We start from the raw sequence: 22,694 nt of genomic DNA, 5'->3' as shown, positions 1-22,694 counted from the left end.
ATCTTTTTGGTGAGCACGTAAGCCTGAGCTACTCCCAATAGAGAATAATTCAGGCATAACTGGAGCGAATGTTTGTATCTGCTTGATTAACCACACTTAATTTGGGGTCGCATTATGCGGAAGTGTGATGAATAAGGCATTAATTGCCTGGAATCTAGAGTAGCAAATAACCTTCGTGGCGCAATAACCACTCTTTTCGTTGTACGCCGCCGGCATATCCGGTCATGGTGCCGTTACGTCCAATGACGCGATGACAGGGAACCACAATGCTTACTGGATTGGAGCCATTAGCTGCGCCGACGGCTCTTGCAGCGCCGGGGCGTCCCAACTGTTCGGCCAACTGACCATAATGCATGACCTGCCCGCAGGGGATAGTGCGTAATGCTTGCCAGACTTCACGCTGGAAAGGTGTCCCAGCGGTTGCCGTTTCCAGCGAGTCAATGATGCTGAGGTTTCCGGCAAAATACTCAGAGAGTTTGTCGCTTAATCCACCTGGATTGTTGGCGGTAATGCGCTGATAACCTTCTGTACGGTAATGAATATCAAGCAATTGTTCCATGCGATCGCTGTGCTGATCCCATTCCACTGCGCGCAGGCGAAATTGCTCATCACAAATAACCCACAGCGGGCCCAGCGGCGTGTCTATGGTGTCTTCCAGTAAGTTAAGCATCCGTTTCTCTCATTACAGCATTCAAGCGAGGCTACACATTATCACGCCAGTGACCGTCGCAGCTATACCCCTAAAAACGGATATCAACTTGTCGTGGGTAGATCGGTTCAGCGCGGAGGATCCGGTTAATTATTGGAAATATCCGTAAACCGTTACCGGTATAGTTGTCGGTATAATAGTGCGCGGTTATGATAATGCCAGTCGCAATACGCTGGAGGATGAAACATGAACCTTGATGATGCATCGCTGTTTCTTGACGCAATGGGGGATGTTCAACCGCTGAAAAACCATGCCGATGTGCACTGGCAGCCCATGCGCAATCTTCGCACTCCGGCGCGTGTCGATACGCTTCAACTGGATAATTTTCTCTCGACGGGATTTCTCGATATTGTCCCGTTGAATGTGCCGCTCGAGTTTCGTCGCGAAGGTTTACAGAACGGCGTGACCGACAAGCTGCGAAACGGAAAATACCCGCAGCAGGCGAGTCTCAATCTTATTCGCCAACCTGTTGAAACATGTCGCCAGATGCTCTTTAGCTTTATTCTGCAGGCGCAGCAGGAAGGGTTGCGTAACGTGTTGGTGATACACGGCAAGGGACGTGACGATAACTCCCATGCCAATATTGTTCGCAGCTACGTGGCGCGCTGGTTGACGGAATTTGACGATGTGCAAGCATACTGCGCCGCACTGCCGCATCACGGCGGCAGCGGGGCATGTTATGTGGCATTGCGTAAAACCGCACAGGCAAAACAAGACAACTGGGAGCGTCACGCTAAACGTAGTCGCTGAACGACGTAAACATCAGGCGGCCAGCACTCTGTTCCTGCCTTCGTTCTTGGCTTTGTACAACGCGTCGTCAACGCGTTTGAATAACTCATCGATGCTTTCATTTGTTTCGTGCCGAGCTACGCCAATGCTGACGGTAAAGCGGGGAAGGCCAGGGAGAGTCACTTTGGCCACCGTCGCCCGTATCACTTCTGCGAGATTGAGGGCAGTGTCCAACGAGGTTCGCGGCAGCAGCAGCACAAATTCTTCACCTCCCCAGCGAAAAATCAGATCGTCCTTTCTCGCACAGGATTCCAGTGTGCGTGCCAGAGCGCAAAGTACCTCATCACCTTTTAAATGACCAAAAAGATCGTTAATGCTTTTAAAGCGATCGGTGTCGATCAACAGCAGGCTGTAATCCTGTGTCAGTGACATCGCGTGGGTCTGTTCCGGCTCGGTTACCTGATAAAAATGTCGGCGGTTAAGCAATCCCGTTAAGGCGTCACGCAGGGCCGCACGCTCAAGCTCCTGTTCCAGCCGCTTTTGCTCGGTAATATCATGAATAATGCACAACATGAGCTTATTACCGTAGATTTCGATTGGCCCGGCGTAGGTTTGTACGTGACGGGAGGTGCCGTCTGCCAGTTTATGCACAAAATGCAAAGGTTTATGGCCACCGGGAAGATGGGCGATTTCATGCATCACCGGGAGTATATGACGGCCCAGCGTATTGATTTCCCATGTATGTTTCTGGCACATCGTATCATGGCTATAGCCATAAAAATTTAGCGCGCTGAGATTTGCATCGACGATCAGCCCATCACGGGACGGATCGATAAGCAACATTGGTGCCGAGTTGGTCTGGAAAAAACGCGCGTAAAATCCCTGTTTTTTTCGCTGATAATTCGCTGAACGGCTCGCTTTCAGACCTTGCGAAGTCGGTGTTTCAATGCCTTCGAAAAGAATGACGTCACCTGATTCCGGCAGAGAGCGGATGGACAGGCGGCATGCCATTGCGACGGCTTCGCCTTCGCGGCAAACCGTAAGGATTTCCACAATATCGTGATGATTTCTCAAATCGCTGAGATACATGGTTAAATCATTCTGGGCATGAGTTGAAAATATACCCTTGCGGAGTAGAGAAAAGCAGGGGGCCTGCATCAGTTCCCGCGCAACGGTATTTGCGAACACCAGTTCTTCGGTATGCGGCGAAACAATCCACACCGGCAGGGTTAATAAATCCAGTGAATGCAGCTCGGTTGTGCTCATCGATAATCCCGTTATCTTTATCTGCTGTGTTGCCCGTTTAATGGCATCTGTTTTTTATATTACAGTCTCATAATGTTATCGATTGTTGAGGAGATAAAGACTGTACGATTCGCTGCTGCTTAATGTTGCTTTCCGTTGGAATCAATTCATGGATCTGATGCGCAGGCAACGGTTTTGCAAACAAGAAACCTTGCAGCACGCCACATCCCATCTGGGTCAGGAGTATTTCCTGCTCCTGGGTCTCTATTCCTTCAGCCACCACTTGCATATTCATGGAGTGGGCTATGTCAATAATAGTAGACACAATCTTTGTATTTTTGCTGTTCTCGTTGATATCTTTAACAAATACTCTGTCAATTTTTAATTCCCGTGCCGGAAGAGACTTTAACATCAATATATTTGAATAACCGGTACCGAAATCATCAATAGAAACGGTGATCCCTAAAGCTGAAAATGCATTCAAGACTTCAGCGCTACGTTTTAAATTTTTAAGCGCTGTACTTTCAGTCAGTTCCAGCGTGAGATATGCAGGTGATAGTTGATATTGTGCAAGGGCGCTGCAAACCACATCAACGATATCATGTTGTTCAAACTGGGAAGGGGAAAGATTAACAGCGAGGGTCCATTCCGCATGGCCCTGTAACTTCCATTGATGTAACTGCTGGCATGCCTGCTGGATAACCCATTTCCCGACCGGAATGATAAGACCTGTTTCTTCCAGCGCAGGCAGAAACTCTGCGGGTAACAGCATGCCGCGTTCCGGGTGATGCCAGCGTAATAACGCTTCAAAACCGGTCAGGGAATGATCTCCGGCGGTGTATTTGGGTTGGTACCAAAGCTCAAATTGATCGTGTTCCAGTGCTTGTGACAGTTCCTGTAAAAATGTCGGCGGTGTATCGGCGATAGCTTCCATTTCCGGGCTATAAATAGCCCAACCGTTTCTGCCAGCCTGTTTGACATGATACATCGCCATATCAGCCTTTACTTTTAACTCATGCAATGTGGAACCATGTTCAGGATAAATACTGCTTCCCGCACTTAACGAAACCCGAATGGTGTACCCAAACAGCGTGAAAGGATCGCCAATCGCAGCCGCAATCCGGGTCAGCAGAGCGGTGATAGTCTCTTTATTACAGTCAGGAACCAGAAGAATAAACTCATCTCCCCCCAGCCTCGCCAGCGTCATGGTGTCATCAAGGCAGCTGTAGATTCGCTGCGTACTGGCGATCAGCAACTGATCGCCGATGTGATGTCCCCAGGTATCGTTAACGACTTTGAAGCGATCGAGGTCGATGAATACCAGAGCAAATTGATGCTGATGCAGTTTGGAATGTTGTAGACAGGCCTGCAAGCAGGCATCTATATGTGTGCGATTGGCAAGTCCGGTCAGTGCGTCGAAGTGGACCTGATGCTCAAGCTGGCAGTTAAGTTGATGTAAGTTGTCTGCCAGCCGGGAGGTACGCAGTTGCGAATCCACCATCGACACCACCAGCATGATACCCAAAATAACCAGCGTGACGGCGCAGACCCAGACAGAGAGTTCCAGTGTGCTGAGCCCATTGTGTACAGTGTGTCCAAAATGGGTGAATGTTGCCGCTCCCATCCCGGTGTAATGCATAGAGGCAATCGCCAGCGCCATAATAAGGGCGGCGACAAGCCGATTGAACAGGGCTCGACGGGTATTTTGGCGCAAATGAAACGCCAGCCACAAACCCACACCAGATGCAACGATGGCAATCATCACTGAGAGCAGTATCAGCGAATGACTCCATAGGATGGCAACATGCTCAATGATGGCATACATGCCAACGTAGTGCATGGTGACGACACCTGCGCTTAATATTCCTGTGGCTACGACTAATCGTTTTGTTGAAAGCGTATTACCGGAAATGGCGATATTAATGGCGAGAGTTGCAGAAATGAGCGCAATAAAGAAAGAAAATGCCGTGAGCGAAAAATGGTAATTGATCGGCATACTCATTTTCATGGCCAGCATACCGATAAAATGCATTGACCAAATACCCATCCCTAGCGTAGCCCCGCCAGACAGGCGCCAGAAGGTTGATTCACGTCGATTGGAGATTGCCACTTTGCCCGCACTATCGAGAGCAATAAAAGAGGCAATAAACGCGACAACAAAGGAAATCCCAATCAATACAGGGTCCCACGACACGTTCAACATCATACTACCTATCGAAAAAAAGCCGTGGTAATAAATCTAGCAGGTTTTGTCCAGTTAACATGATAAAACCGGGAATATTCTGATGTTTTTACACTGGTATTAGAGGAAACAGGAAGATAGTGAAAATAACGAGCCATTACTTATATAAACATTCACCAAATTTATAGTTCTGTGTGTTTTATGCTCTCCATGTGCTTGTCATCACAATAACCTGATGACTGGCGCCATCACAGCCATTTGATGGAATAAAACACTGAACTAACAGGAATACAAGGTGTGATTTCTTGCCTTAAGTAAAAGGATTGCAGGCTCTCATTGAAAGTTCAGCTTTCGTCGCAGAGCAATGGCATTCTGCATTGCAGGTGCTATAAAAAATAATATCTACATAATTTCTTAGTGCACAGGACTAAAATGTTAAATGATATTAGCGTCAGAACCTTTATTATTTTATTTCTGCTTATTTCGGCAGTCGCTCTAAATATTGTTAAGATAATTTTATCGGCCACGCCGGAAATTATAATTGGTACAAATGTAGTAAGCCTTATTTCTGTATTTTGCTTATGGTGGTATATGACGAAATACCTGGTCATGCCGATCAATACGGTAAAAAGGAGCATTGAGGAAGTGACGTCTGGGAATCTGGCGATCAGTATTCCAGAGTTTGGTAATAATTGTGCGAGTAGACTAATACCGGGCATCAATAGTTTATCGAGTAATATTTCAACACTCGTTAATGAGATCAGAACATCCTCACAAACGGCGATGGCGCTCTCTGAACAGCTTGCGGAACGCAGCGCCGAGCTTTCAGTGAAAACGGAACAACAATCCGGAGCATTGATGCAGACGGCTGCTAATATGGATGAAATAGCCGTTAATACGCGAAATAATGCTGACAACACGCAAATCGCCAGCGTCCAGGCAACAGTTGCCACGCAATGCGCCATTCAGGGTGGCGAATTAATGGTGCAGGTTGCGACAAATATGCGTTCAATCACCGAATGTGCACAGCAGATGACGGAAATTATTACGCTAATTGATGGTATCGCATTCCAGACAAATATTCTGGCATTGAATGCTGCCGTGGAAGCGGCGAGGGCCGGTGAACATGGCAAAGGTTTTTCCGTGGTGGCCGGTGAGGTCAGAATGCTTGCACACCGTAGCGCGGATGCTGCTAAGAATATTAAGCAGCTGATTGCGCAAACCCATCAAAATGTTCAGCAAGGTGCAGCTATTGTGCGTGAAGCAGAAAAAAATATGCATGATATTGTCGGTGGTGCCGGTCAATTAAACCAACTGATGGGCGAAATATTAACCACTACACAGGAGCAGGAGAAAGGAATTATCAGAATTTCTCATGCACTGGCCGAACTGGAGAATGTAACCCAAAGTAATGCCATTATGGTTGATGAGCTTTCTGATTCCTCGGGTATCCTGAAAAACCAGGTGATTGATCTCCAGTCGCGAACACATAAATTTCGCTTAAGTAACGCTCTTGAGTCAGCGAGATGGCAGCGGGCTTAACCGGGTATTTCGAAGCAAGCGTCGCATTCGTCGGCGCTTTTTGTATTATCAGATATTTTTATGAATCATTTCAGCACAATGGGACAATGAGATATTGCTTAACATATTCTGACAGCTAGACTAACGAAAAAGGCTGAATGTTTGTGGAGGCGCTGTGGAAGCCATTAAGGGAACGGATGTTAATGTGCCGGATGCCGTGTTTGCCTGGCTGCTGGATGGTCGAGGTGGAGTAAAACCGCTGAGCGATAATGATGTAATTGATAGTCAGCATCCCTGCTGGCTACACCTTAATTACACTCATCCTGAAAGTGCCCAATGGTTGGCGACAACACCTCTTCTTCCCAACAATGTGCGTGATGCGCTGGCAGGCGAAAGTACACGCCCACGCGTCAGTAGAGTCGGGGAAGGTACGCTGATTACACTGCGCTGCATTAACGGCAGCACCGACGAGCGTCCTGACCAACTTGTGGCGATGCGCTTATATATGGATGAACGTCTGATTGTCTCAACCCGCCAGCGCAAAGTGCTGGCACTGGATGATGTGGTCAGCGATCTCCAGGAAGGGACAGGACCGGCTGATTGTGGCAGTTGGCTGGTGGATGTTTGTGATGCGCTCACCGACCATGCCAGCGAATTTATCGAACAACTGCACGACAAAATTATCGATCTGGAAGATAACTTGCTCGATCAACAAATTCCCCCACGCGGCTTCCTGGCATTGCTGCGCAAACAGTTGATTGTAATGCGACGTTATATGGCTCCTCAGAGAGATGTTTATGCGCGTCTGGCGAGTGAACGTTTACCCTGGATGACCGACGACCATCGGAGACGGATGCAGGATATCGCTGACAGGCTGGGGAGAGGGCTGGATGAAATAGACGCCTGTATTGCCCGGACCGGTATTATGGCGGATGAAATTGCGCAGGTGATGCAGGAGTCTCTGGCTCGCCGAACGTATACAATGTCATTGATGGCAATGGTTTTTCTTCCCAGCACATTTTTAACTGGGCTTTTCGGCGTCAACCTCGGCGGTATCCCCGGCGGTGGTTGGCAGTTTGGTTTCTCACTCTTTTGTATTCTGTTAGTGGTCCTGATTGGTGGTGTTACTTTATGGTTGCATCGTAGTAAATGGTTGTAACAACAACGTTTTTTAGTGGCTTTTGCGCATGAAAACGTCCTGATTTTTGAGCGAAGTCAATAAACCATCTACCTATTCGGGGCAATATCACTCTCGCAGGTGAATGCAACGTCAAGCGATGGGCGTTGCGCTCCATATTGTCTTACTTCCTTTTTTGAATTACTGCATAGCACAATTGATTCGTACGACGCCGACTTAGATTAGTCGGCTTTTTTTTGCCTGCAGGAAATCAGCGTCTACCCTAAAAGAGTCAACCTGAATGACTGGAGGGGTATATGACCTGTCTGATTGCAACGTCGCACACTGATTCGCTACCGACCGATCCGGTTCCCATTCCCGATCCCATACCTCGTCCGCAGCCGATGCCGGATCCGCCGCCGGATGAAGAACCGATTAAATTGTCGCATCACGGGCACAGATCTGCGAGGATACGCGCCTGCTGAATGTGAGTTTTTACCGCGAGATTAAATTGTGACCGCTTTTTCAACCCTGAATGTTTTACCTGCTGCTCAACTCGAGAATCTTAACGAGCTGGGCTATCTTGAAATGACGCCTGTTCAGGCTGCTGCGTTACCGGCAATCCTGGCGGGTAAAGATGTTCGCGTGCAGGCTAAAACCGGCAGTGGCAAAACGGCTGCTTTTGGTCTTGGGCTATTACAGCATATTGATGCCGCGCTGTTTCAGACGCAGTCTCTGGTGCTGTGCCCAACGCGCGAGCTTGCCGACCAGGTGGCGGGTGAACTGCGTCGTTTAGCGCGCTTCCTGCCAAACACCAAGATCTTAACGCTGTGCGGTGGGCAACCTTTTGGCGCACAGCGTGACTCCCTACAACATGCACCACATATTATTGTTGCCACACCGGGTCGTTTACTTGACCACCTGCAAAAAGGCACCGTTTCTCTGGATGCCCTGAATACGCTGGTTATGGATGAAGCCGACCGCATGCTGGATATGGGCTTTAGCGATGCGATTGATGATGTCATTCGCTTTGCGCCTGCGTCACGTCAGACTTTGCTGTTTTCCGCAACCTGGCCGGAAGCCATTGCCGCTATCAGTGGCCGGGTACAGCAAAATCCATTAACGATTGAAATTGATACGGTCGATGCGTTACCGGCGATTGAACAGCAGTTTTTCGAAACCTCCAGCCACGGAAAAATTCCGCTGCTGCAAAAGCTACTCAGCCAGCATCAACCCGCATCGTGCGTGGTTTTTTGTAACACCAAAAAAGATTGTCAGGCTGTTTGCGATGCACTGAATGCGGCAGGGCAAAGCGCACTGTCATTACATGGCGACCTGGAACAGCGCGATCGCGATCAGACGCTGGTTCGTTTTGCCAACGGTAGCGCGCGCGTGCTGGTCGCAACCGATGTGGCCGCACGTGGCCTGGATATCAAATCACTTGAGCTGGTAGTTAACTTCGAACTGGCGTGGGATCCGGAAGTACATGTCCATCGTATCGGACGTACCGCGCGTGCCGGCAACAGCGGTCTGGCGATTAGCTTCTGTGCGCCGGAAGAAGCGCAGCGTGCCAACATTCTTTCTGAAATGCTGCAACTGAAGCTGAACTGGTTAACTGCGCCAGCTAATGGCTCAGTCCTGCCGCTGGAAGCAGAGATGGCGACGTTATGCATTGATGGCGGTAAAAAAGCGAAAATGCGTCCTGGCGATGTTCTGGGGGCTCTGACCGGCGACATTGGCCTGGATGGCGCCGATATCGGCAAAATTGCTGTTCACCCGGCACACGTTTATGTCGCCGTTCGCCAGACTGTAGCGCACAAGGCGTGGAAACAATTACAAAACGGTAAGATTAAAGGCAAGACTTGCCGGGTTAGGTTATTGAAATAACTGCCCGTTGGGGCGCCTGATGGCGCTCCGCTTATCAGGCCTACAGGCGCTTATGCACGTTGTAGGCCTGACAGACGCTTACTTCACTTCCACCACGTTCAGGCGTAATTCATCCAGTTGAGCATCATCTTCTTCTGGCTGCCAGCCCGCAGGTTGCAGCGGGATCTCTTCACGATCGAACGCTAAATCACCGCCGTCCACAACCTCTGAACCGTGCTTAATGCCTTTAAAATCGAACAGATTGATATCGCTCAGATGTGAAGGTACAACGTTCTGCATTGCGCTGAACATGGTTTCAATGCGGCCTGGATAGCGTTTGTCCCAGTCACGCAGCATGTCAGCAATGACCTGGCGCTGTAGGTTAGGCTGTGAGCCGCACAGGTTGCACGGAATAATTGGGAAACCTTTCGCTTCGGAGAAACGCTCGATATCTTTCTCACGGCAGTAAGCCAGTGGGCGGATCACGATATGCTTACCGTCATCACTCATCAGCTTCGGTGGCATGCCTTTCATTTTCCCGCCGTAGAACATGTTTAAAAACAGCGTTTGCAGGATGTCGTCGCGATGGTGGCCGAGCGCAATCTTGGTGGCTCCTAATTCGGTTGCCGTACGGTACAGAATGCCGCGACGCAGGCGAGAACAGAGTGAGCATGTCGTTTTGCCTTCAGGGATTTTATCTTTGACGATCCCGTAAGTGTTTTCTTCGACAATCTTGTACTCAACGCCCAGCTGTTCCAGATACTCCGGCAGAATGTGCTCCGGGAAGCCGGGTTGTTTCTGATCGAGGTTAACCGCAACTAAGGAAAAACTGATCGGGGCGCTTTGCTGCAAATTACGCAGGATCTCCAGCATGGTATAGCTGTCTTTCCCGCCGGAAAGGCACACCATAATGCGATCGCCGTCTTCGATCATATTGAAGTCGGCAATGGCTTCGCCGACGTTACGACGCAGACGTTTTTGCAATTTGTTCAGGTTGTATTGTTCTTTCTTACTAATATCTTGATTTTGCGACATTTAATAGAGGCTCAATTCATAGTGTGGCATCAGAAGAGTATGCATCACGCCGGATCGTCCGGCAAAAGAAGTCTGATATAAAAACTGTGGCGTGTATGGTACGGATAAGCGGGAAAAATGTCAGCACATTTAGGACAGGAATCAAGGGTAAAAGAGGTAGAAACAAAAAGCCCGCAACGATGTGCGGGCCAGACAGCTTAGCGGACTACCAGTACCGAACACTCCGCATGACGCACCACGGCTGCAGCGTTAGAGCCCAGCAGGTAGGTGGTGATGTCAGGTCGGTGTGAGGCAATAATGACCATATCGGCCGGTAATTTTTTTGCGATCTCCAGAATCTTGTCTTTCGGCGCACCTTCTGCGACATGAACGTGCACTCTGTCCGTTGGGATATTGAACTTCTTGATAATCTCTTCCAGTTGAGATTTTGCTTCGGCTTTCAGATCGTCCATGGCCGGTAACTCTGCCGAGTAGGCCAGTCCCAGAGAAGCGTAATAAGGCAAGGACGGAATGACGGTTAAAAAATGAACCTGCGCATCGTCAATCTTTGCTTCTGCTTCAACATGGGCAATAACGCGTTGAGTTAATTCTGAGTCTGAAATATCGATGGGTACAAGAATCGTTCTGTTCATAAAACCTCCTGTTTAAGTATCCAAGTAAAGCTTACCGCGTAATGGCACTTTATGTACAATGACAACGATCACATTTTGGCATCACTTTATTTTGATTTCAGGAAATTTGCCTTTTATTACCCCATCGTAAAATCGGCCTTTAGAGACCACGATCAGGAAATCACGAAAAATACGGGCAGGGACCTGCTGATATTGCAGCGTAGCCAATTGGTGAAAGCGAATTTCTAGCGTACGGGAGGATTCGTCATAGCCGACGGATGCAATACGGGATGATTTTACAGGATGATGATTCATTGCAGGTATCCTCTACTACAGATTCAATGCAAGATATCATCTATCAGAGATGTGTTTTAACGCAACAGATATAATGTTTTGATCTGGATAAAACAGAATTATTAGAACGTAAAGAGAGCCCGCCGTTGCCAGCGGGCTGACAAATTAGAACTGGTAAACCATACCCAGTGCTACAGTGTCATCGGTAGAGATGTCATTGTGATCTTTATTGTAGAAACTATCATCTTCATCTAGCAGGTTGATTTTGTAATCAACGTAGGTGGAGAAGTTTTTGTTGAAGTAATAAGTGGCACCTACGGAGGCATATTTAACCAGATCCTTGTCGCCGTCTGATCCGTTTACACCCAGATCTTTACCTTTAGACATCAGGAAAGAAACTTCCGGACGCAGACCGAAGTCAAATTGGTACTGTGCAGTTACTTCAAAGTTCTGGGTTTTGTTGGCAATAGTATTGTCGTGACCATCTGAACCGCCATACGGGGTCATATTGCGGGTTTCAGAGTACATGGTTGCCAGGTAGATATTGTTCGCGTCGTATTTCAGACCAGCAGTCCATGCGTCAGCTTTATCACCACCTGCGGTAGAATGGTTCACTTGTTGATTGGTACGGTCAGAAGATGTATATGCTGCACCGAAGCTTACGCCCATACCCAGATCGTAGGTAGAGGAGATACCGAAGCCGTCACCGTTAGAGTTCTTCATGTTACGATCGTCGCCACCGTTATTGGTGCCTTCTTGCTCTGGTGACTGATTTTCGTTCGCACCCTGGTACTGCAGTGCAACGTTCAGACCGTCAACCAGACCAAAGAAGTCGGTGTTACGGTAGGTTGCAACACCGTTTGCACGGCCGGTCATGAAGTTGTCTGCTTTGGTGTAAGAGTCGCCACCGAATTCTGGCAGCATATCGGTCCAGCCTTCAACGTCGTACATTACGCCGTAATTACGGCCGTAGTCGAATGAACCGTAGTCGCCGACTTTAATACCTGCGAATGCCAGACGAGTCCAGGAGTCGCCTTTATCACCTTCGGTGCCGTTGGCCTGAACCTGATATTCCCACTGGCCATAACCGGTGATCATATCGTTAACCTGTGTTTCGCCTTTGAAGCCCATACGCATATAAGTCTGATCGCCATCGCTGTTAGCGTCGTCAGAGAAATAATGCAAACCGTCTACTTTACCGTAGAGATCTAATTTGTTGCCGTCTTTATTATAAACTTCAGCAGCGTGAGCAGCGCCTGCAGCCAGCAGGGCAGGAATTACGAGCGCCAGTACTTTTCTGTTCATTGAAATAATCCTTTAGTTTTTTTATTAACCTGTGACTACCCATGTAGGGAGTAAAAGCATGCTAAAGGAGAAGTTCCGTAAAGAGATAAATATGAATTGTTACGCCTTAAGTAAAACCTTAAACAAATAATTCTACGGAAATAGTGATAGTCGACATGAATGAGTTGATGAAAATATATATAAAATAAAAATTATACAATTGAATTTTGTTGGGCTATTCTGCGCGTGTTATATGCCTTTATTGTCACGTTTTATTTTTCGGTGGTATATTGATGGCAATTATTAATTAGCCAGCGAATAAATTGACAAGCCCGAACAACTGTTCGGGCTTTTTTTTTGGTTCCGGGCTAATACTGAGAAAAACGTATTATTCGGTACCGCTCTTTTCCGCTTTGCCTGCCAGTTGGGCCAGGAAGTCGTAGCGTTTTTGTAGATCAGCTGCGGCGTCTTTCCACAGCTGTTCTGCAACTTCTGGCTGTTGGGCATTCAGGCGGCGGAAGCGCTGCTCGTTAAGCAATGTTTCAGCCAGCGCGTCTGACGGTGGGCGAGAGTCCAGTGCCAGCGGCAGTTTACCTTCGTCTGCTCGGCGTGGGTCAAAGCGGTACAGCGGCCAGAATCCGGTAGCCGTGAGTTGACGCATCTGATCGTGGCTTAGCGCGAGGTCATAACCATGTTCTTCGCAAGGACTATAGGCGATAATCAGCGACGGACCCGGATAGGCTTCCGCTTCCTGGATAGCTTTCACCGTCTGGTTCAACTGGGCGCCCAGGGAAATCTGTGCCACATAAACATGCCCGTACATCATCATGCTAACGCCAAGATCTTTGCGAGCCTTGCGCTTGCCATGCTCACCAAACTTGGTAACCGCCCCGAGCGGCGTGGCTTTCGATGCTTGTCCGCCCGTGTTGGAGTAACACTGAGTATCCAGCACCAGAATATTGACGTTCTCGGTCAGACTCAGGACATGATCCAACCCGCCAAAACCAATATCGTAAGCCCAGCCGTCGCCGCCAATCAGCCAGATGGATTTCTCAACCAGCGCATCAGCATCGGTTAACAGTTGCTGTGCACCTTCGACATCTTTCAGATGCTGGCGCAGCGCTGCAACTTGTTCACGGCGTACTTCTGGCGTCGCTTCAGCATGCAGGGCGTCATTGAGTTCAGCCGGAATATTATCCGCAAACTGCTCCAGCAAACGCATGACGCGCACACGGTGTTGATCCACCGTCAGACGGAAGCCCAGACCAAACTCGGCGTTATCTTCGAACAGAGAGTTTGCCCATGCAGGTCCACGACCATTGGCATCGGTCGTATACGGTGTTGAGGGGAGGTTACCGCCATAAATCGATGAACAGCCAGTCGCGTTGGCGATCAGCATGCGGTCACCGTACAGCTGCGTAAGCAGTTTGATATACGGCGTTTCACCACAACCAGAACAGGCGCCGGAATATTCAAACAGCGGAGTGATTAACTGCGAGGTACGGATATCAATGCGTTCAAGCTTGCTGCGGTCGATCTCCGGCAGATTGAGGAAGAAGTCATAGTTAACTTTTTCCTCTTCAACATGCTCAAGGCGCGACATCATATTGATGGCCTTGATTTCCGGGTTTTGGCGATCTTTCGCCGGGCAAACTTCGACGCATAGATTACACCCGGTGCAATCCTCTGGTGCAACCTGCAGGACATACTTCTGACCGCGCATATCGCGAGATTTCACATCCAAAGAATGCAGGCTGGCAGGAGCGTTTTCCATCGCTTCAGGTGAAACCACTTTGGCGCGGATTGCCGAGTGCGGGCAAGCGGCAACGCAGTGGTTACACTGAGTACACAGCTCTTCCTTCCAGATGGGGATCTCTTCGGCGATATTACGCTTTTCCCAACGCGTGGTGCCCATTGGCCAGGTGCCGTCTGGCGGCAGCGCGGATACGGGAAGGGCATCACCCAGACCGGCGAGCATTGCCGCGGTGACTGTTTTCACGAAATCAGGTGCGGCATCAGAAACCACCGGAGGGCGGTTTGCGCTGTGCGGATCAACTGGCTGGAGTGCTACTTCGGCGACGGATTCGCGCGCCAGGGCCAGAGCCTGCCAGTTACGTTCAACCAGGTCCTGTCCTTTACTGCTGTAACTTTTCGCAATCGCCCCCTGCAATTCAGCCAACGCGCTGTCGCCGGGTAAGATTTGCGTCAAATGGAAGAATGCCATTTGCATCACGGTGTTAATACGCGCTGCCAGACCGCATTCGCGGGCGATTTTGGCCGCATTAATCACGTAGAAACGGGCTTTCTTCTGATTTAGTACCGCCTGAACTTCCTGCGGCAAACGCGCCCAGACTTCATCCACACTGTACGGGGTATTGAGCAGGAAGATACCGCCTGGTTTCAGGCGCTCGACCATCTGATACTTATCGATAAATTGCAGCTGGTGACAGCCAACGAAATCGGCTTGCGATACCAGATACGCTGATCGAATAGGCTGCTCGCTGACGCGCAGGTGAGAAACCGTCAGACCGCCTGCTTTTTTCGAGTCGTAGACGAAATAACCCTGCGCATACCATGGCGTAGAGTTACCAATAATCTTGATATTGTTTTTGGTGGCGGACACGCTACCGTCGCTGCCTAACCCATAAAACAGCGCTTCGAGCTTAGCCGTACCGGGCAGGGTGTTTTCTGGTAACGGTAGCGACAAGTTGGTGACATCATCATAGATACCGACAGTAAAGCGAGGTTTCGGCTTCGCGCTGCTCAGCTCATTAAAGACCGCCATCACGCAGTCTGGACCAAACTCTTTGGAAGAAAGGCCATAACGTCCGCCAATCACGCGCGGTAGCGTTTCTCGCTCGCCGCAGTTAAAGGCTTCCGCCAGCGCGGTCATCACATCCAGATACAACGGTTCTGCCTGTGCGCCGGGCTCTTTGGTGCGATCCAGGACGGCGATGCTGCGTACGGTTTCCGGCAGCGCGCGCAGTAAATGCTTGGCAGAGAATGGACGGAACAGGCGTACTTTCAGAACACCGACTTTCTCGCCACGCGCCAGCAGATCTTCAACGACTTCTTCACAGGTTCCAATTGCCGAGCCCATTAAGATAATGACGCGCTCAGCCTGAGGATGGCCGTAATATTCAAATGGCTGATACTGGCGACCTGTCGCTGCGGCGAAATCATTCATCGCCTGTTCTACATGATCGTAAACCGCGTTGTACCACGGGTTTGTTGCCTCGCGTGACTGGAAATAGGTGTCCGGGTTCGCAGACGTACCGCGAATAACTGGATGCTCAGGATTAAGCGCCCGAGCGCGATGAGCATCGATTTCCGCTTGCGGCATCAGTCCGAGGATCGTGTCGTCGGCCAGTGGCACAATTTTATTGATTTCATGGGATGTACGGAAACCATCAAAAAAATGAATGAACGGAACCCGGCTTTTCAGGGTAGCTATTTGCGAAATCAGTGCAAAGTCCTGTGCCTCCTGAACGCTGCTGGCACACAGCATCGCACATCCTGTCTGGCGCACCGCCATCACGTCGGAATGATCGCCAAAGATTGATAATGCGTGAGTAGCAATTGTACGAGCCGCAACGTGCAGTACAAACGGGGTCAACTGACCGGCCAGTTTGTACAGCGTTGGGATCATCAGCAACAGGCCCTGCGATGAGGTAAACGACGTAGAGAGTGCACCGGTCTGCAACGCGCCATGAACGGTTGCGATCGCGCCGCCTTCTGACTGCATTTCTACGACGCGAGGGGTATCCCCCCACACGTTCTTAAGCCCGTTCCCGGCCCAGGCATCCGCCTGTTCAGCCATCGTTGAACTGGGCGTAATCGGGTAGATGGCGATAACCTCGCTGGTACGAAATGCGACTGAAGCAACCGCACCATTACCGTCAATTGTGATCATACTGACACCCTTACATTGCGCAAAAAGAGGGACTCGCGTAACAGCGGCGAATCCTGTAGTTATCCTTCTATTTTAGCAAAAGCGCTAAAGACAGATTTTCGCTTTTGTGTCCCTGGAATAAACAGAATGAATGGTTTGATCAAAGGAGCAGGCAAAAAATTGCCAGAAAATGTAAACAGTGCGCATAAATGCGTATTTTGCCTCTCGACGGCGGTGTTTCCGCTGCCTATTATTTATGGCTGTGTCGTTTGGTTAATATTCAGAGGGGAGTAAGATGCGCGCAGCGTTTTGGGTAGGATGTGCCGCGTTATTATTATCGGCTTGTAGCAGCGAACCTGTTCAGCAGGCAACCGCCGCGCATGTCGCGCCGGGCATGAAGGCAGCAATGTCCAGTTCTGGAGAAGCTAATTGCGCCATGATTGGCGGTTCGCTCTCTGTTGCTCGTCAACTGGATGGTTCAGCCATCGGGATGTGTGCGCTACCCAACGGCAAACGCTGTAGTGAGCAGTCGCTTGCCGCCGGAAGTTGTGGGAGCTATTAAGCCACCACGTTTCCTACATTAAATCCGCGAGTTTATACGTCAGCGTTTGTTCTGCTGTCGCCAGCGTTAACTGGTCAGCAGTCAGATCGACCTGTGCGCCTTGCTTAAACATTTCGCTGACGATCCCGTCGAGCGCGTTAAGCTGTGGATCGGCGCACATCATACGCGTCATCGCCATATCTTTTACCTTCAACTCACCGTCGGACAGCTTGCCCTGGCCGTGGAATTGATTACACATCTTGCCTGATACCGTCATGTTTTCGCCAAAACTTAACTCAGGTGGGTTGTTGGCGGTGGTGACGGCTTTACCATTCACGCTTTGCAAAACGAAGCGGTGATGCTGCAACTGTTCGCGATTGACGGAAACTTTTCCATTGCTCACACAGCCAGCCATCAGCATGCTGAGCGCAATCAACGTGACAACTTTCTTCATTAAATTTCTCTACGTTTGTGACGGGAATACATTCAATATAATAATGATACTGAATGTTTTATCATCGGTGATTGTCTGAAAATGCCCCCCTGACGTCAGGGGAGCTCAGAGATTAGAAGAGGGCGTTTGGACAGGTCTCGCCTTTGGATATTTGGGCCAGATTCTGTAGCGTAGTCTCAGAAATACTGGTCAACGCTTCAGCTGTCAGGAATGCCTGATGACCGGTAAACAGCACGTTATGGCAGGCTGACAGACGACGGAACACATCATCCTGAATGACGTCATTGGATTTATCTTCAAAGAACAGATCGCGTTCGTTCTCATACACGTCCATACCCAGAGAACCAATTTTCTGGTTTTTCAGCGCGTCGATAGCGGCTTGTGAGTCGATCAATGCACCACGACTGGTGTTAATGACCATCACGCCATTTTTCATTTGCTCAAAGGCTTCGTGATTGAGCAGATGATAATTCTCCGGTGTTAACGGGCAGTGCAGAGAGATGACATCGGACTCGGCAAACAGCGTTTTAAGATCGACATATTCAACGCCTAACTCCAGCGCAGCAGCGCTCGGGTAAGGATCGAACGCCAGCAGACGCATACCAAAACCTTTCAGGATCCGCAGTGCAGCGATACCGATTTTACCGGTACCGATCACCCCAGCGGTTTTGCCATACATAGTAAAACCGGTCAGCCCCTCAAGAGAGAAGTTGGCATCACGGGTACGCTGATAGGCGCGGTGAATACGGCGATTCAGCGTCATCATCATGCCAATCGCATGCTCAGCGACGGCCTCTGGTGAATAAGCTGGAACACGAACCACCTGCAGACCCAGCTCTTTTGCTGCGTCGAGATCGACGTTATTGAACCCGGCGCAGCGCAGCGCGATATATTTCACGCCATGCTTTTTCAGTTCTTCCAGAACGGGGCGGCTGCCATCGTCGTTGACGAAAATGCACACGGCTTCGCAGCCATGGGCGGTTTTGGCTGTTTTTTCCGTCAACAGAAAGTCAAAGAATTCAAGTTCAAAACCAAAAGCCTCGTTAACCTGCTGCAGATACTTCTTGTCGTACTGTTTTGTACTATAGATGGCGAGTTTCATAAGACTTTCTCCAGTGATTTTGACGTCACATTAATCCAATTCAAATTATTTTACAAAATCTAAAAAGTTATTGATAGTCATAGGCGTAATGAATAATTTCAGCGTATCTGTTGTTAGTGTGGGCAGGTTACACAATTTCAACAACTGGATATTTTTCTATCCAACTCAACACCCGAATATCGCGGCAGGTAAAAAGCCAGCCGAATCACATCCGGACAGCTACGCTTATACAGGTAGCAATTATCGGGAGGGGTTATGCTGACTCACTCTGAAGCAAAACGATGGGCCACCCTAATGCTCAAGGCGGCATTATGCGATGGTATGAAACCTGATGAGATTTCCCGGCAGGTACATCTGGTCTGCGATCATCATGGTAGGGAGTGCCTCGAAGAACTCATTGAGGAAATTCTGATAGAAGCAGGTCGTATCGGACCTAAACATAGCGATGGACAACTGAGGCCTCATTGAGTCTGAATCTTAATATCCCCGACGGCACGTGTAACAGCGTGCCTGTAAATCGGTTATCTATCCTTAATGTGGGCATATCCAGTTAAACATGCCACAATACAGGCCTAAACCGGCTTAAATTTTTGCTAAATCAGGATATTAACTACCCATGAAGGGTAAATATAAAGCCGTTCTGGCACTCCTCTTATTATTGATTCTCGTGCCGCTGACGCTAGTGATGACGCTTGGCCTGTGGGTGCCTACGTTGGTGGGTATCTGGTTACCCGTTGGAACACGCATCGCGCTGGATGAGAGCCCGCGGCTGACACGGCATGGGTTGCATATACCTGAACTCCGCTATCTGGTTGAAGATTGCCCGCTAGCACGCATCACTCAGGCGGATCTGTCTCACCCCAGCCGCTGGGCGCTGAATGTCGGTACCATTGAGTTGGATTCAGCTTGCCTGGCCAAATTGCCGCAGGCAGAGCCATCGCCGGTAGCGCCTAAAACGCTGGCTGAATGGCAGTCAATGCTGCCCAATACCTGGATTAACATCGACAAACTTATCCTTTCTCCATGGCAGGAATGGCAGGGAAAACTGTCACTCTCGCTCACTCCCTCTACTCAACAGCTGCGTTACCAGGGTGAAAAAGTTAAATTTCAGGGGCGTTTGCACGGGCAAAACCTCACGGTAACGGAGCTGGATGTTGCGGCATTTGAAGGCCAGCCGCCAGTAAAACTGGTCGGTGAATTTACTATGCCACTGGTGCCCGATGGACTACCGGTAAGCGGTCATGCGGTTGCGACGTTAAGTTTGCCGCAAGAGCCTACGCTTGTGGACGCCGAACTGGAGTGGCAACAAAACAGCGGACAACTGATCGTGATAGCGCGGGATAATGCCGATCCGCTGCTTGACCTTCCGTGGGAAATAACACGCCAGCAACTGACCATCAGCGACGGACGCTGGAACTGGCCTTATCAGGGATTCCCGTTAAGTGGCCGGCTGGGCATGAAGGTTGAAAACTGGCAGGCCGGACTGGAAAACGCGGTGGTGAGTGGGCGTCTGAACATTCTGACGCATGGCGATGCCGGTAAAGGAAACGCCGTATTAACGCTGGGGCCAGGTAAGCTTGGTATGGATAGTAGCGATATGCCGCTACAGTTGACCGGTGAAGCGAAACAGGGTGATCTGATCTTCTACGCGAAATTACCCGCCAGACTCACCGGGAGTCTGTACGATCCGCAATTGGCTTTCGAGCCAGGGGCGCTGCTGCGCTCACGTGGACGGGTGATTGATTCGCTGGATATTGACGAGATTCGCTGGCCGCTGGCAGGGGTTAAAGTTACGCAACGCGGTGTGGATGGGCGTCTGCAGGCTATTTTACGTGCGCATGAAAACCAGATGGGCGGTTTTGAATTGCATCTGGATGGTCTGGCAAATGATTTTCTTCCTGATGCCGGTCGTTGGCAGTGGCGATATTGGGGTGAAGGCAGCTTTACGCCGATGCATGCCCGTTGGGACGTGGCGGGTAAGGGAGAATGGCATGACAACACCCTGAAGTTATTTGATCTTTCCACCGGATTTGATCATCTGCAATACGGCACGATGAAGGTGGAAAACCCACGTCTGGTGATGGACGAACCGATAGTCTGGGTACGGGATGCAACCAAACCGACATTTAGCGGCGCACTGTCGCTGGACGCAGGGAGCACCACCTTCACCGGGGGAAGCGTGTTACCACCATCGACGCTGAAGTTCAGCGTGGAAGGTAGCGATCCGACAATTTTCCAGTTCAAAGGCCAGCTTCACGCGGGGGCGATTGGGCCCGTACAGCTGAATGGTCGTTGGGACGGTATCCGCCTGCGCGGACAGGCCTGGTGGCCAAAACAATCGCTCACCGTATTCCAGCCTCTGGTCCCACCTGACTGGAAAATGAAGCTACGAGAAGGTGAGCTGTATGCGCAGGTCGCGTTTTCGGCAGCCCCGGAGCAGGGCTTTGAAGCGGGCGGTCATGGAGTGTTAAAAGGCGGTAGCGCCTGGATGCCCGACAACCAAATCAACGGTGTCGATTTTGTATTGCCTTTCCGGTTTAGTGAAGGTGCATGGCAGCTGGGTACGCGTGGACCTATTTCACTGCGTATTGCGGAAGTGGTCAATCAGGTGACGGTGAAGAATATCGCCGCCGATCTGCAGGGGGCGTACCCCTGGAGTGAAAACAACCCGTTACTGTTGAGCGATGTCAGCGCCGACCTGCTGGGGGGCAAAATCATCATGCAGCAACTGCGAATGCCGCAGCATGATCCGGCCTTATTGCGAGTGCAGAATATCTCTTCCAGCGAGCTTATCAGCGCGGTTAACCCCAAACAGTTCGCCATGTCTGGCCCGGTCAGTGGCGCGTTGCCATTATGGCTGGATAACGAAAAATGGATCATTAAAGACGGCTGGTTGACTAATCCAGGGCCGATGACGTTGCGTATTGATAAGGACACTGCGGATGCGGTTGTCAAAGATAACATGGCTGCGGGGGCGGCCATTAACTGGCTGCGTTATATGGAAATAAGCCATTCGTGGACGAAAATAAATCTGGATAACCTCGGTGTCTTAACCATGCAGTCAACCGTGACTGGCAATAGTCGGGTGGATGGCAAAGTAGGTACGGTTAATTTGAATTATACCCACGAGGAAAACGTCTTTACGCTATGGCGCAGTTTGCGTTTTGGCGACAATTTACAGGCATGGCTTGAACAAAATGCAGCGCTGCCGGAAACCCATTGCCCGGAAGGCAAGGAATGTGAGGAACAACAATGAAAACGATAGCTGCCATGCTGGGTCTGCTGGCTTCATCTCTGCTGGTAGGGTGCACTCCCAGAATCGAAGTGGCTGCGCCAAAAGAGCCCATCACCATTAATATGAACGTCAAAATCGAGCATGAGATCCATATCAAAGTTGATAAAGACGTCGAAAGTTTATTGAAATCGCGCAGCGATTTGTTCTGAGGTCATGATGAGAAAACAGTTTGCAGTGGCGCTGGTTGTCCTGAGTTTACTCAGTAGCAATGCGTGGGCATTGACCCTGAATGAAGCCAGAACTCAGGGACGAGTAGGGGAAACGCTCAATGGCTATCTGGTTGCATTGCAAACCGATGCCGAAACGCAGGCGCTGGTGAGTGAGATTAATAAAGCGCGCAACGCCAGCTATCAGCAACTGGCTGAGAGCAATAATATTCCGCCAGATGAAGTGGCAAAAATGGCCGGGCAAAAGCTGGTTGCTCGCGCTAAACCGGGAGAGTATGTGCAGGGTATTAATGGTAAGTGGTTGAAAAAAGAGTAAATCGCTTTTTCACACAGCCAGAGGGACACGACGCTGAATTATTCATCGACATCGCAATAGTTGCCACACGGCATAAAATGGATGCTGGTATAGTCCAACACCGGTCGCGTCGTGGGGTGAAATCATGTGGCTTCTCAAGTGGTACGTCTGGAATCGTTGGGTATTCAAGCTGTTAAGCCGGGATGTCGCGGAGCCTGAACAATTTTTGCTTCATTGCTGGGAAGAGAATCTGGCGAAATGCAGGGATTATGCAACCATCTGGCGTGATATTAATCGCATTCACGGCAAACAGATACAGATGCAGGGAAAGAAGTAAGTGTCGGAGAAACCCTCC

General features: G+C 49.8%; 20 protein-coding genes. 10 read left to right on the top strand and 10 right to left on the bottom strand.

The annotated features are described in order from the left end of the window. Positions 1-154: 154 nt before the first annotated feature. On the bottom strand, positions 155-670 hold the full coding sequence (gene ogt, locus OGX94_RS07180; protein ID WP_003833227.1) for a methylated-DNA--[protein]-cysteine S-methyltransferase: 516 nt from the start codon (positions 668-670) through the stop codon (positions 155-157). Between the two features lie 225 nt (positions 671-895). Here ogt and smrA point away from each other — a divergent pair, with 225 nt between their 5' ends. Then, positions 896-1,459 (top strand): DNA endonuclease SmrA, encoded by a 564-nt coding sequence (smrA, locus tag OGX94_RS07175; protein ID WP_003833225.1) that lies wholly within the window; start codon positions 896-898, stop codon positions 1,457-1,459. A gap of 12 nt (positions 1,460-1,471) precedes the next feature. Here smrA and OGX94_RS07170 read toward each other — a convergent pair whose 3' ends face one another. Together OGX94_RS07170 and OGX94_RS07165 are read right to left on the bottom strand one after the other, a co-directional pair. Next, a complete protein-coding gene (locus tag OGX94_RS07170) occupies positions 1,472-2,704 on the bottom strand; it encodes a GGDEF domain-containing protein (RefSeq protein WP_003833223.1) in 1,233 nt (410 codons plus the stop codon). Positions 2,705-2,771: 67 nt separating this feature from the next. Then, positions 2,772-4,886: a putative bifunctional diguanylate cyclase/phosphodiesterase gene (locus tag OGX94_RS07165; RefSeq protein ID WP_193135041.1), complete on the bottom strand. Its 2,115-nt coding sequence runs from the start codon at positions 4,884-4,886 to the stop codon at positions 2,772-2,774. A gap of 411 nt (positions 4,887-5,297) precedes the next feature. Here OGX94_RS07165 and OGX94_RS07160 point away from each other — a divergent pair, with 411 nt between their 5' ends. The 4 genes from OGX94_RS07160 to dbpA all read left to right on the top strand — a co-directional run bounded on the left by OGX94_RS07160 (position 5,298) and on the right by dbpA (position 9,390). Further along, the gene (locus tag OGX94_RS07160; RefSeq protein WP_286568970.1) at positions 5,298-6,407 is read left to right on the top strand and encodes a methyl-accepting chemotaxis protein; all 1,110 of its coding nucleotides are present in this window, start codon (positions 5,298-5,300) and stop codon (positions 6,405-6,407) included. A gap of 154 nt (positions 6,408-6,561) precedes the next feature. Continuing rightward, entirely contained in the window at positions 6,562-7,545 is a 984-nt protein-coding gene (zntB, locus tag OGX94_RS07155) for a zinc transporter ZntB (protein ID WP_003833215.1), read from the top strand. A 275-nt stretch (positions 7,546-7,820) separates the two neighbouring features. Continuing rightward, on the top strand, positions 7,821-7,988 hold the full coding sequence (gene ynaL, locus OGX94_RS07150; RefSeq protein WP_003833213.1) for a proline-rich small protein YnaL: 168 nt from the start codon (positions 7,821-7,823) through the stop codon (positions 7,986-7,988). Between the two features lie 28 nt (positions 7,989-8,016). After that, positions 8,017-9,390 carry an ATP-dependent RNA helicase DbpA gene (gene dbpA / locus OGX94_RS07145; RefSeq protein ID WP_063940801.1) on the top strand — a complete coding sequence of 458 codons (1,374 nt, stop codon included), beginning with the start codon at positions 8,017-8,019 and terminating at the stop codon, positions 9,388-9,390. Between the two features lie 78 nt (positions 9,391-9,468). On the opposite strand, the gene ttcA is transcribed toward dbpA, so the two are convergent. From ttcA to nifJ, 5 genes are all read right to left on the bottom strand, one after another. Continuing rightward, a complete protein-coding gene (ttcA, locus tag OGX94_RS07140; protein WP_003833209.1) occupies positions 9,469-10,404 on the bottom strand; it encodes a tRNA 2-thiocytidine(32) synthetase TtcA in 936 nt (311 codons plus the stop codon). A 197-nt stretch (positions 10,405-10,601) separates the two neighbouring features. Next, on the bottom strand, positions 10,602-11,036 hold the full coding sequence (gene uspF / locus OGX94_RS07135) for a universal stress protein UspF (protein WP_003833207.1): 435 nt from the start codon (positions 11,034-11,036) through the stop codon (positions 10,602-10,604). An 81-nt stretch (positions 11,037-11,117) separates the two neighbouring features. Then, positions 11,118-11,330, bottom strand: coding sequence for a KTSC domain-containing protein (locus tag OGX94_RS07130; protein ID WP_123267264.1), 213 nt, complete (start codon positions 11,328-11,330; stop codon positions 11,118-11,120). Between the two features lie 144 nt (positions 11,331-11,474). Next, on the bottom strand, positions 11,475-12,614 hold the full coding sequence (ompC, locus tag OGX94_RS07125; protein ID WP_126957633.1) for a porin OmpC: 1,140 nt from the start codon (positions 12,612-12,614) through the stop codon (positions 11,475-11,477). A 367-nt stretch (positions 12,615-12,981) separates the two neighbouring features. Continuing rightward, the gene (gene nifJ, locus OGX94_RS07120) at positions 12,982-16,506 is read right to left on the bottom strand and encodes a pyruvate:ferredoxin (flavodoxin) oxidoreductase (protein ID WP_191222553.1); all 3,525 of its coding nucleotides are present in this window, start codon (positions 16,504-16,506) and stop codon (positions 12,982-12,984) included. Positions 16,507-16,780: 274 nt separating this feature from the next. Between nifJ and OGX94_RS07115 the strand changes: the two genes are divergently transcribed. Continuing rightward, positions 16,781-17,047, top strand: coding sequence for a putative hemolysin (locus tag OGX94_RS07115; RefSeq protein WP_003833199.1), 267 nt, complete (start codon positions 16,781-16,783; stop codon positions 17,045-17,047). A 13-nt stretch (positions 17,048-17,060) separates the two neighbouring features. Here the strand turns inward: OGX94_RS07115 and hslJ are convergent, their stop codons facing one another. Further along, positions 17,061-17,480, bottom strand: a complete 420-nt coding sequence (hslJ, locus tag OGX94_RS07110; RefSeq protein ID WP_003833197.1) for a heat shock protein HslJ — start codon at positions 17,478-17,480, stop codon at positions 17,061-17,063. A gap of 112 nt (positions 17,481-17,592) precedes the next feature. Then, positions 17,593-18,582, bottom strand: a complete 990-nt coding sequence (locus OGX94_RS07105; protein WP_003833196.1) for a 2-hydroxyacid dehydrogenase — start codon at positions 18,580-18,582, stop codon at positions 17,593-17,595. A gap of 616 nt (positions 18,583-19,198) precedes the next feature. Between OGX94_RS07105 and OGX94_RS07100 the strand changes: the two genes are divergently transcribed. The 4 genes from OGX94_RS07100 (at position 19,199) to OGX94_RS07085 (ending at position 22,676) form a co-directional block, all read left to right on the top strand. Beyond that, positions 19,199-21,838: a YdbH family protein gene (locus OGX94_RS07100; RefSeq protein WP_257661955.1), complete on the top strand. Its 2,640-nt coding sequence runs from the start codon at positions 19,199-19,201 to the stop codon at positions 21,836-21,838. Further along, positions 21,835-22,026, top strand: coding sequence for a YnbE family lipoprotein (locus tag OGX94_RS07095; protein WP_003020350.1), 192 nt, complete (start codon positions 21,835-21,837; stop codon positions 22,024-22,026). Before OGX94_RS07100 ends, OGX94_RS07095 begins: the two co-directional genes overlap by 4 nt. A gap of 7 nt (positions 22,027-22,033) precedes the next feature. Further along, positions 22,034-22,360, top strand: coding sequence for a YdbL family probable chaperone protein (locus OGX94_RS07090; RefSeq protein WP_003833190.1), 327 nt, complete (start codon positions 22,034-22,036; stop codon positions 22,358-22,360). A 124-nt stretch (positions 22,361-22,484) separates the two neighbouring features. Then, positions 22,485-22,676, top strand: a complete 192-nt coding sequence (locus OGX94_RS07085; RefSeq protein ID WP_008784880.1) for a hypothetical protein — start codon at positions 22,485-22,487, stop codon at positions 22,674-22,676. Positions 22,677-22,694 lie beyond the last annotated feature (18 nt).

Source organism: Citrobacter sp. Cpo037 (genome assembly GCF_030332945.1).
Taxonomy (GTDB): Bacteria; Pseudomonadota; Gammaproteobacteria; order Enterobacterales; family Enterobacteriaceae; genus Citrobacter; species Citrobacter portucalensis.
Note: the sequence above shows the minus strand (reverse complement) of the source record. Positions and strands in the feature narration are given on the sequence as shown.

Coding starts and splice junctions, on each gene's coding strand:
- uspF (WP_003833207.1), bottom strand. CDS start 11,036: ATGAACAGAACGATTCTTGTACCCATCGATATTTCAGACTCAGAATTA.
- ynaL (WP_003833213.1), top strand. CDS start 7,821: ATGACCTGTCTGATTGCAACGTCGCACACTGATTCGCTACCGACCGAT.
- OGX94_RS07095 (WP_003020350.1), top strand. CDS start 21,835: ATGAAAACGATAGCTGCCATGCTGGGTCTGCTGGCTTCATCTCTGCTG.
- OGX94_RS07100 (WP_257661955.1), top strand. CDS start 19,199: ATGAAGGGTAAATATAAAGCCGTTCTGGCACTCCTCTTATTATTGATT.
- OGX94_RS07105 (WP_003833196.1), bottom strand. CDS start 18,582: ATGAAACTCGCCATCTATAGTACAAAACAGTACGACAAGAAGTATCTG.
- nifJ (WP_191222553.1), bottom strand. CDS start 16,506: ATGATCACAATTGACGGTAATGGTGCGGTTGCTTCAGTCGCATTTCGT.
- OGX94_RS07115 (WP_003833199.1), top strand. CDS start 16,781: ATGCGCGCAGCGTTTTGGGTAGGATGTGCCGCGTTATTATTATCGGCT.
- OGX94_RS07090 (WP_003833190.1), top strand. CDS start 22,034: ATGAGAAAACAGTTTGCAGTGGCGCTGGTTGTCCTGAGTTTACTCAGT.
- OGX94_RS07160 (WP_286568970.1), top strand. CDS start 5,298: ATGTTAAATGATATTAGCGTCAGAACCTTTATTATTTTATTTCTGCTT.
- hslJ (WP_003833197.1), bottom strand. CDS start 17,480: ATGAAGAAAGTTGTCACGTTGATTGCGCTCAGCATGCTGATGGCTGGC.
- ogt (WP_003833227.1), bottom strand. CDS start 670: ATGCTTAACTTACTGGAAGACACCATAGACACGCCGCTGGGCCCGCTG.
- OGX94_RS07170 (WP_003833223.1), bottom strand. CDS start 2,704: ATGAGCACAACCGAGCTGCATTCACTGGATTTATTAACCCTGCCGGTG.
- ompC (WP_126957633.1), bottom strand. CDS start 12,614: ATGAACAGAAAAGTACTGGCGCTCGTAATTCCTGCCCTGCTGGCTGCA.
- OGX94_RS07165 (WP_193135041.1), bottom strand. CDS start 4,886: ATGTTGAACGTGTCGTGGGACCCTGTATTGATTGGGATTTCCTTTGTT.
- smrA (WP_003833225.1), top strand. CDS start 896: ATGAACCTTGATGATGCATCGCTGTTTCTTGACGCAATGGGGGATGTT.
- OGX94_RS07130 (WP_123267264.1), bottom strand. CDS start 11,330: ATGAATCATCATCCTGTAAAATCATCCCGTATTGCATCCGTCGGCTAT.
- OGX94_RS07085 (WP_008784880.1), top strand. CDS start 22,485: ATGTGGCTTCTCAAGTGGTACGTCTGGAATCGTTGGGTATTCAAGCTG.
- ttcA (WP_003833209.1), bottom strand. CDS start 10,404: ATGTCGCAAAATCAAGATATTAGTAAGAAAGAACAATACAACCTGAAC.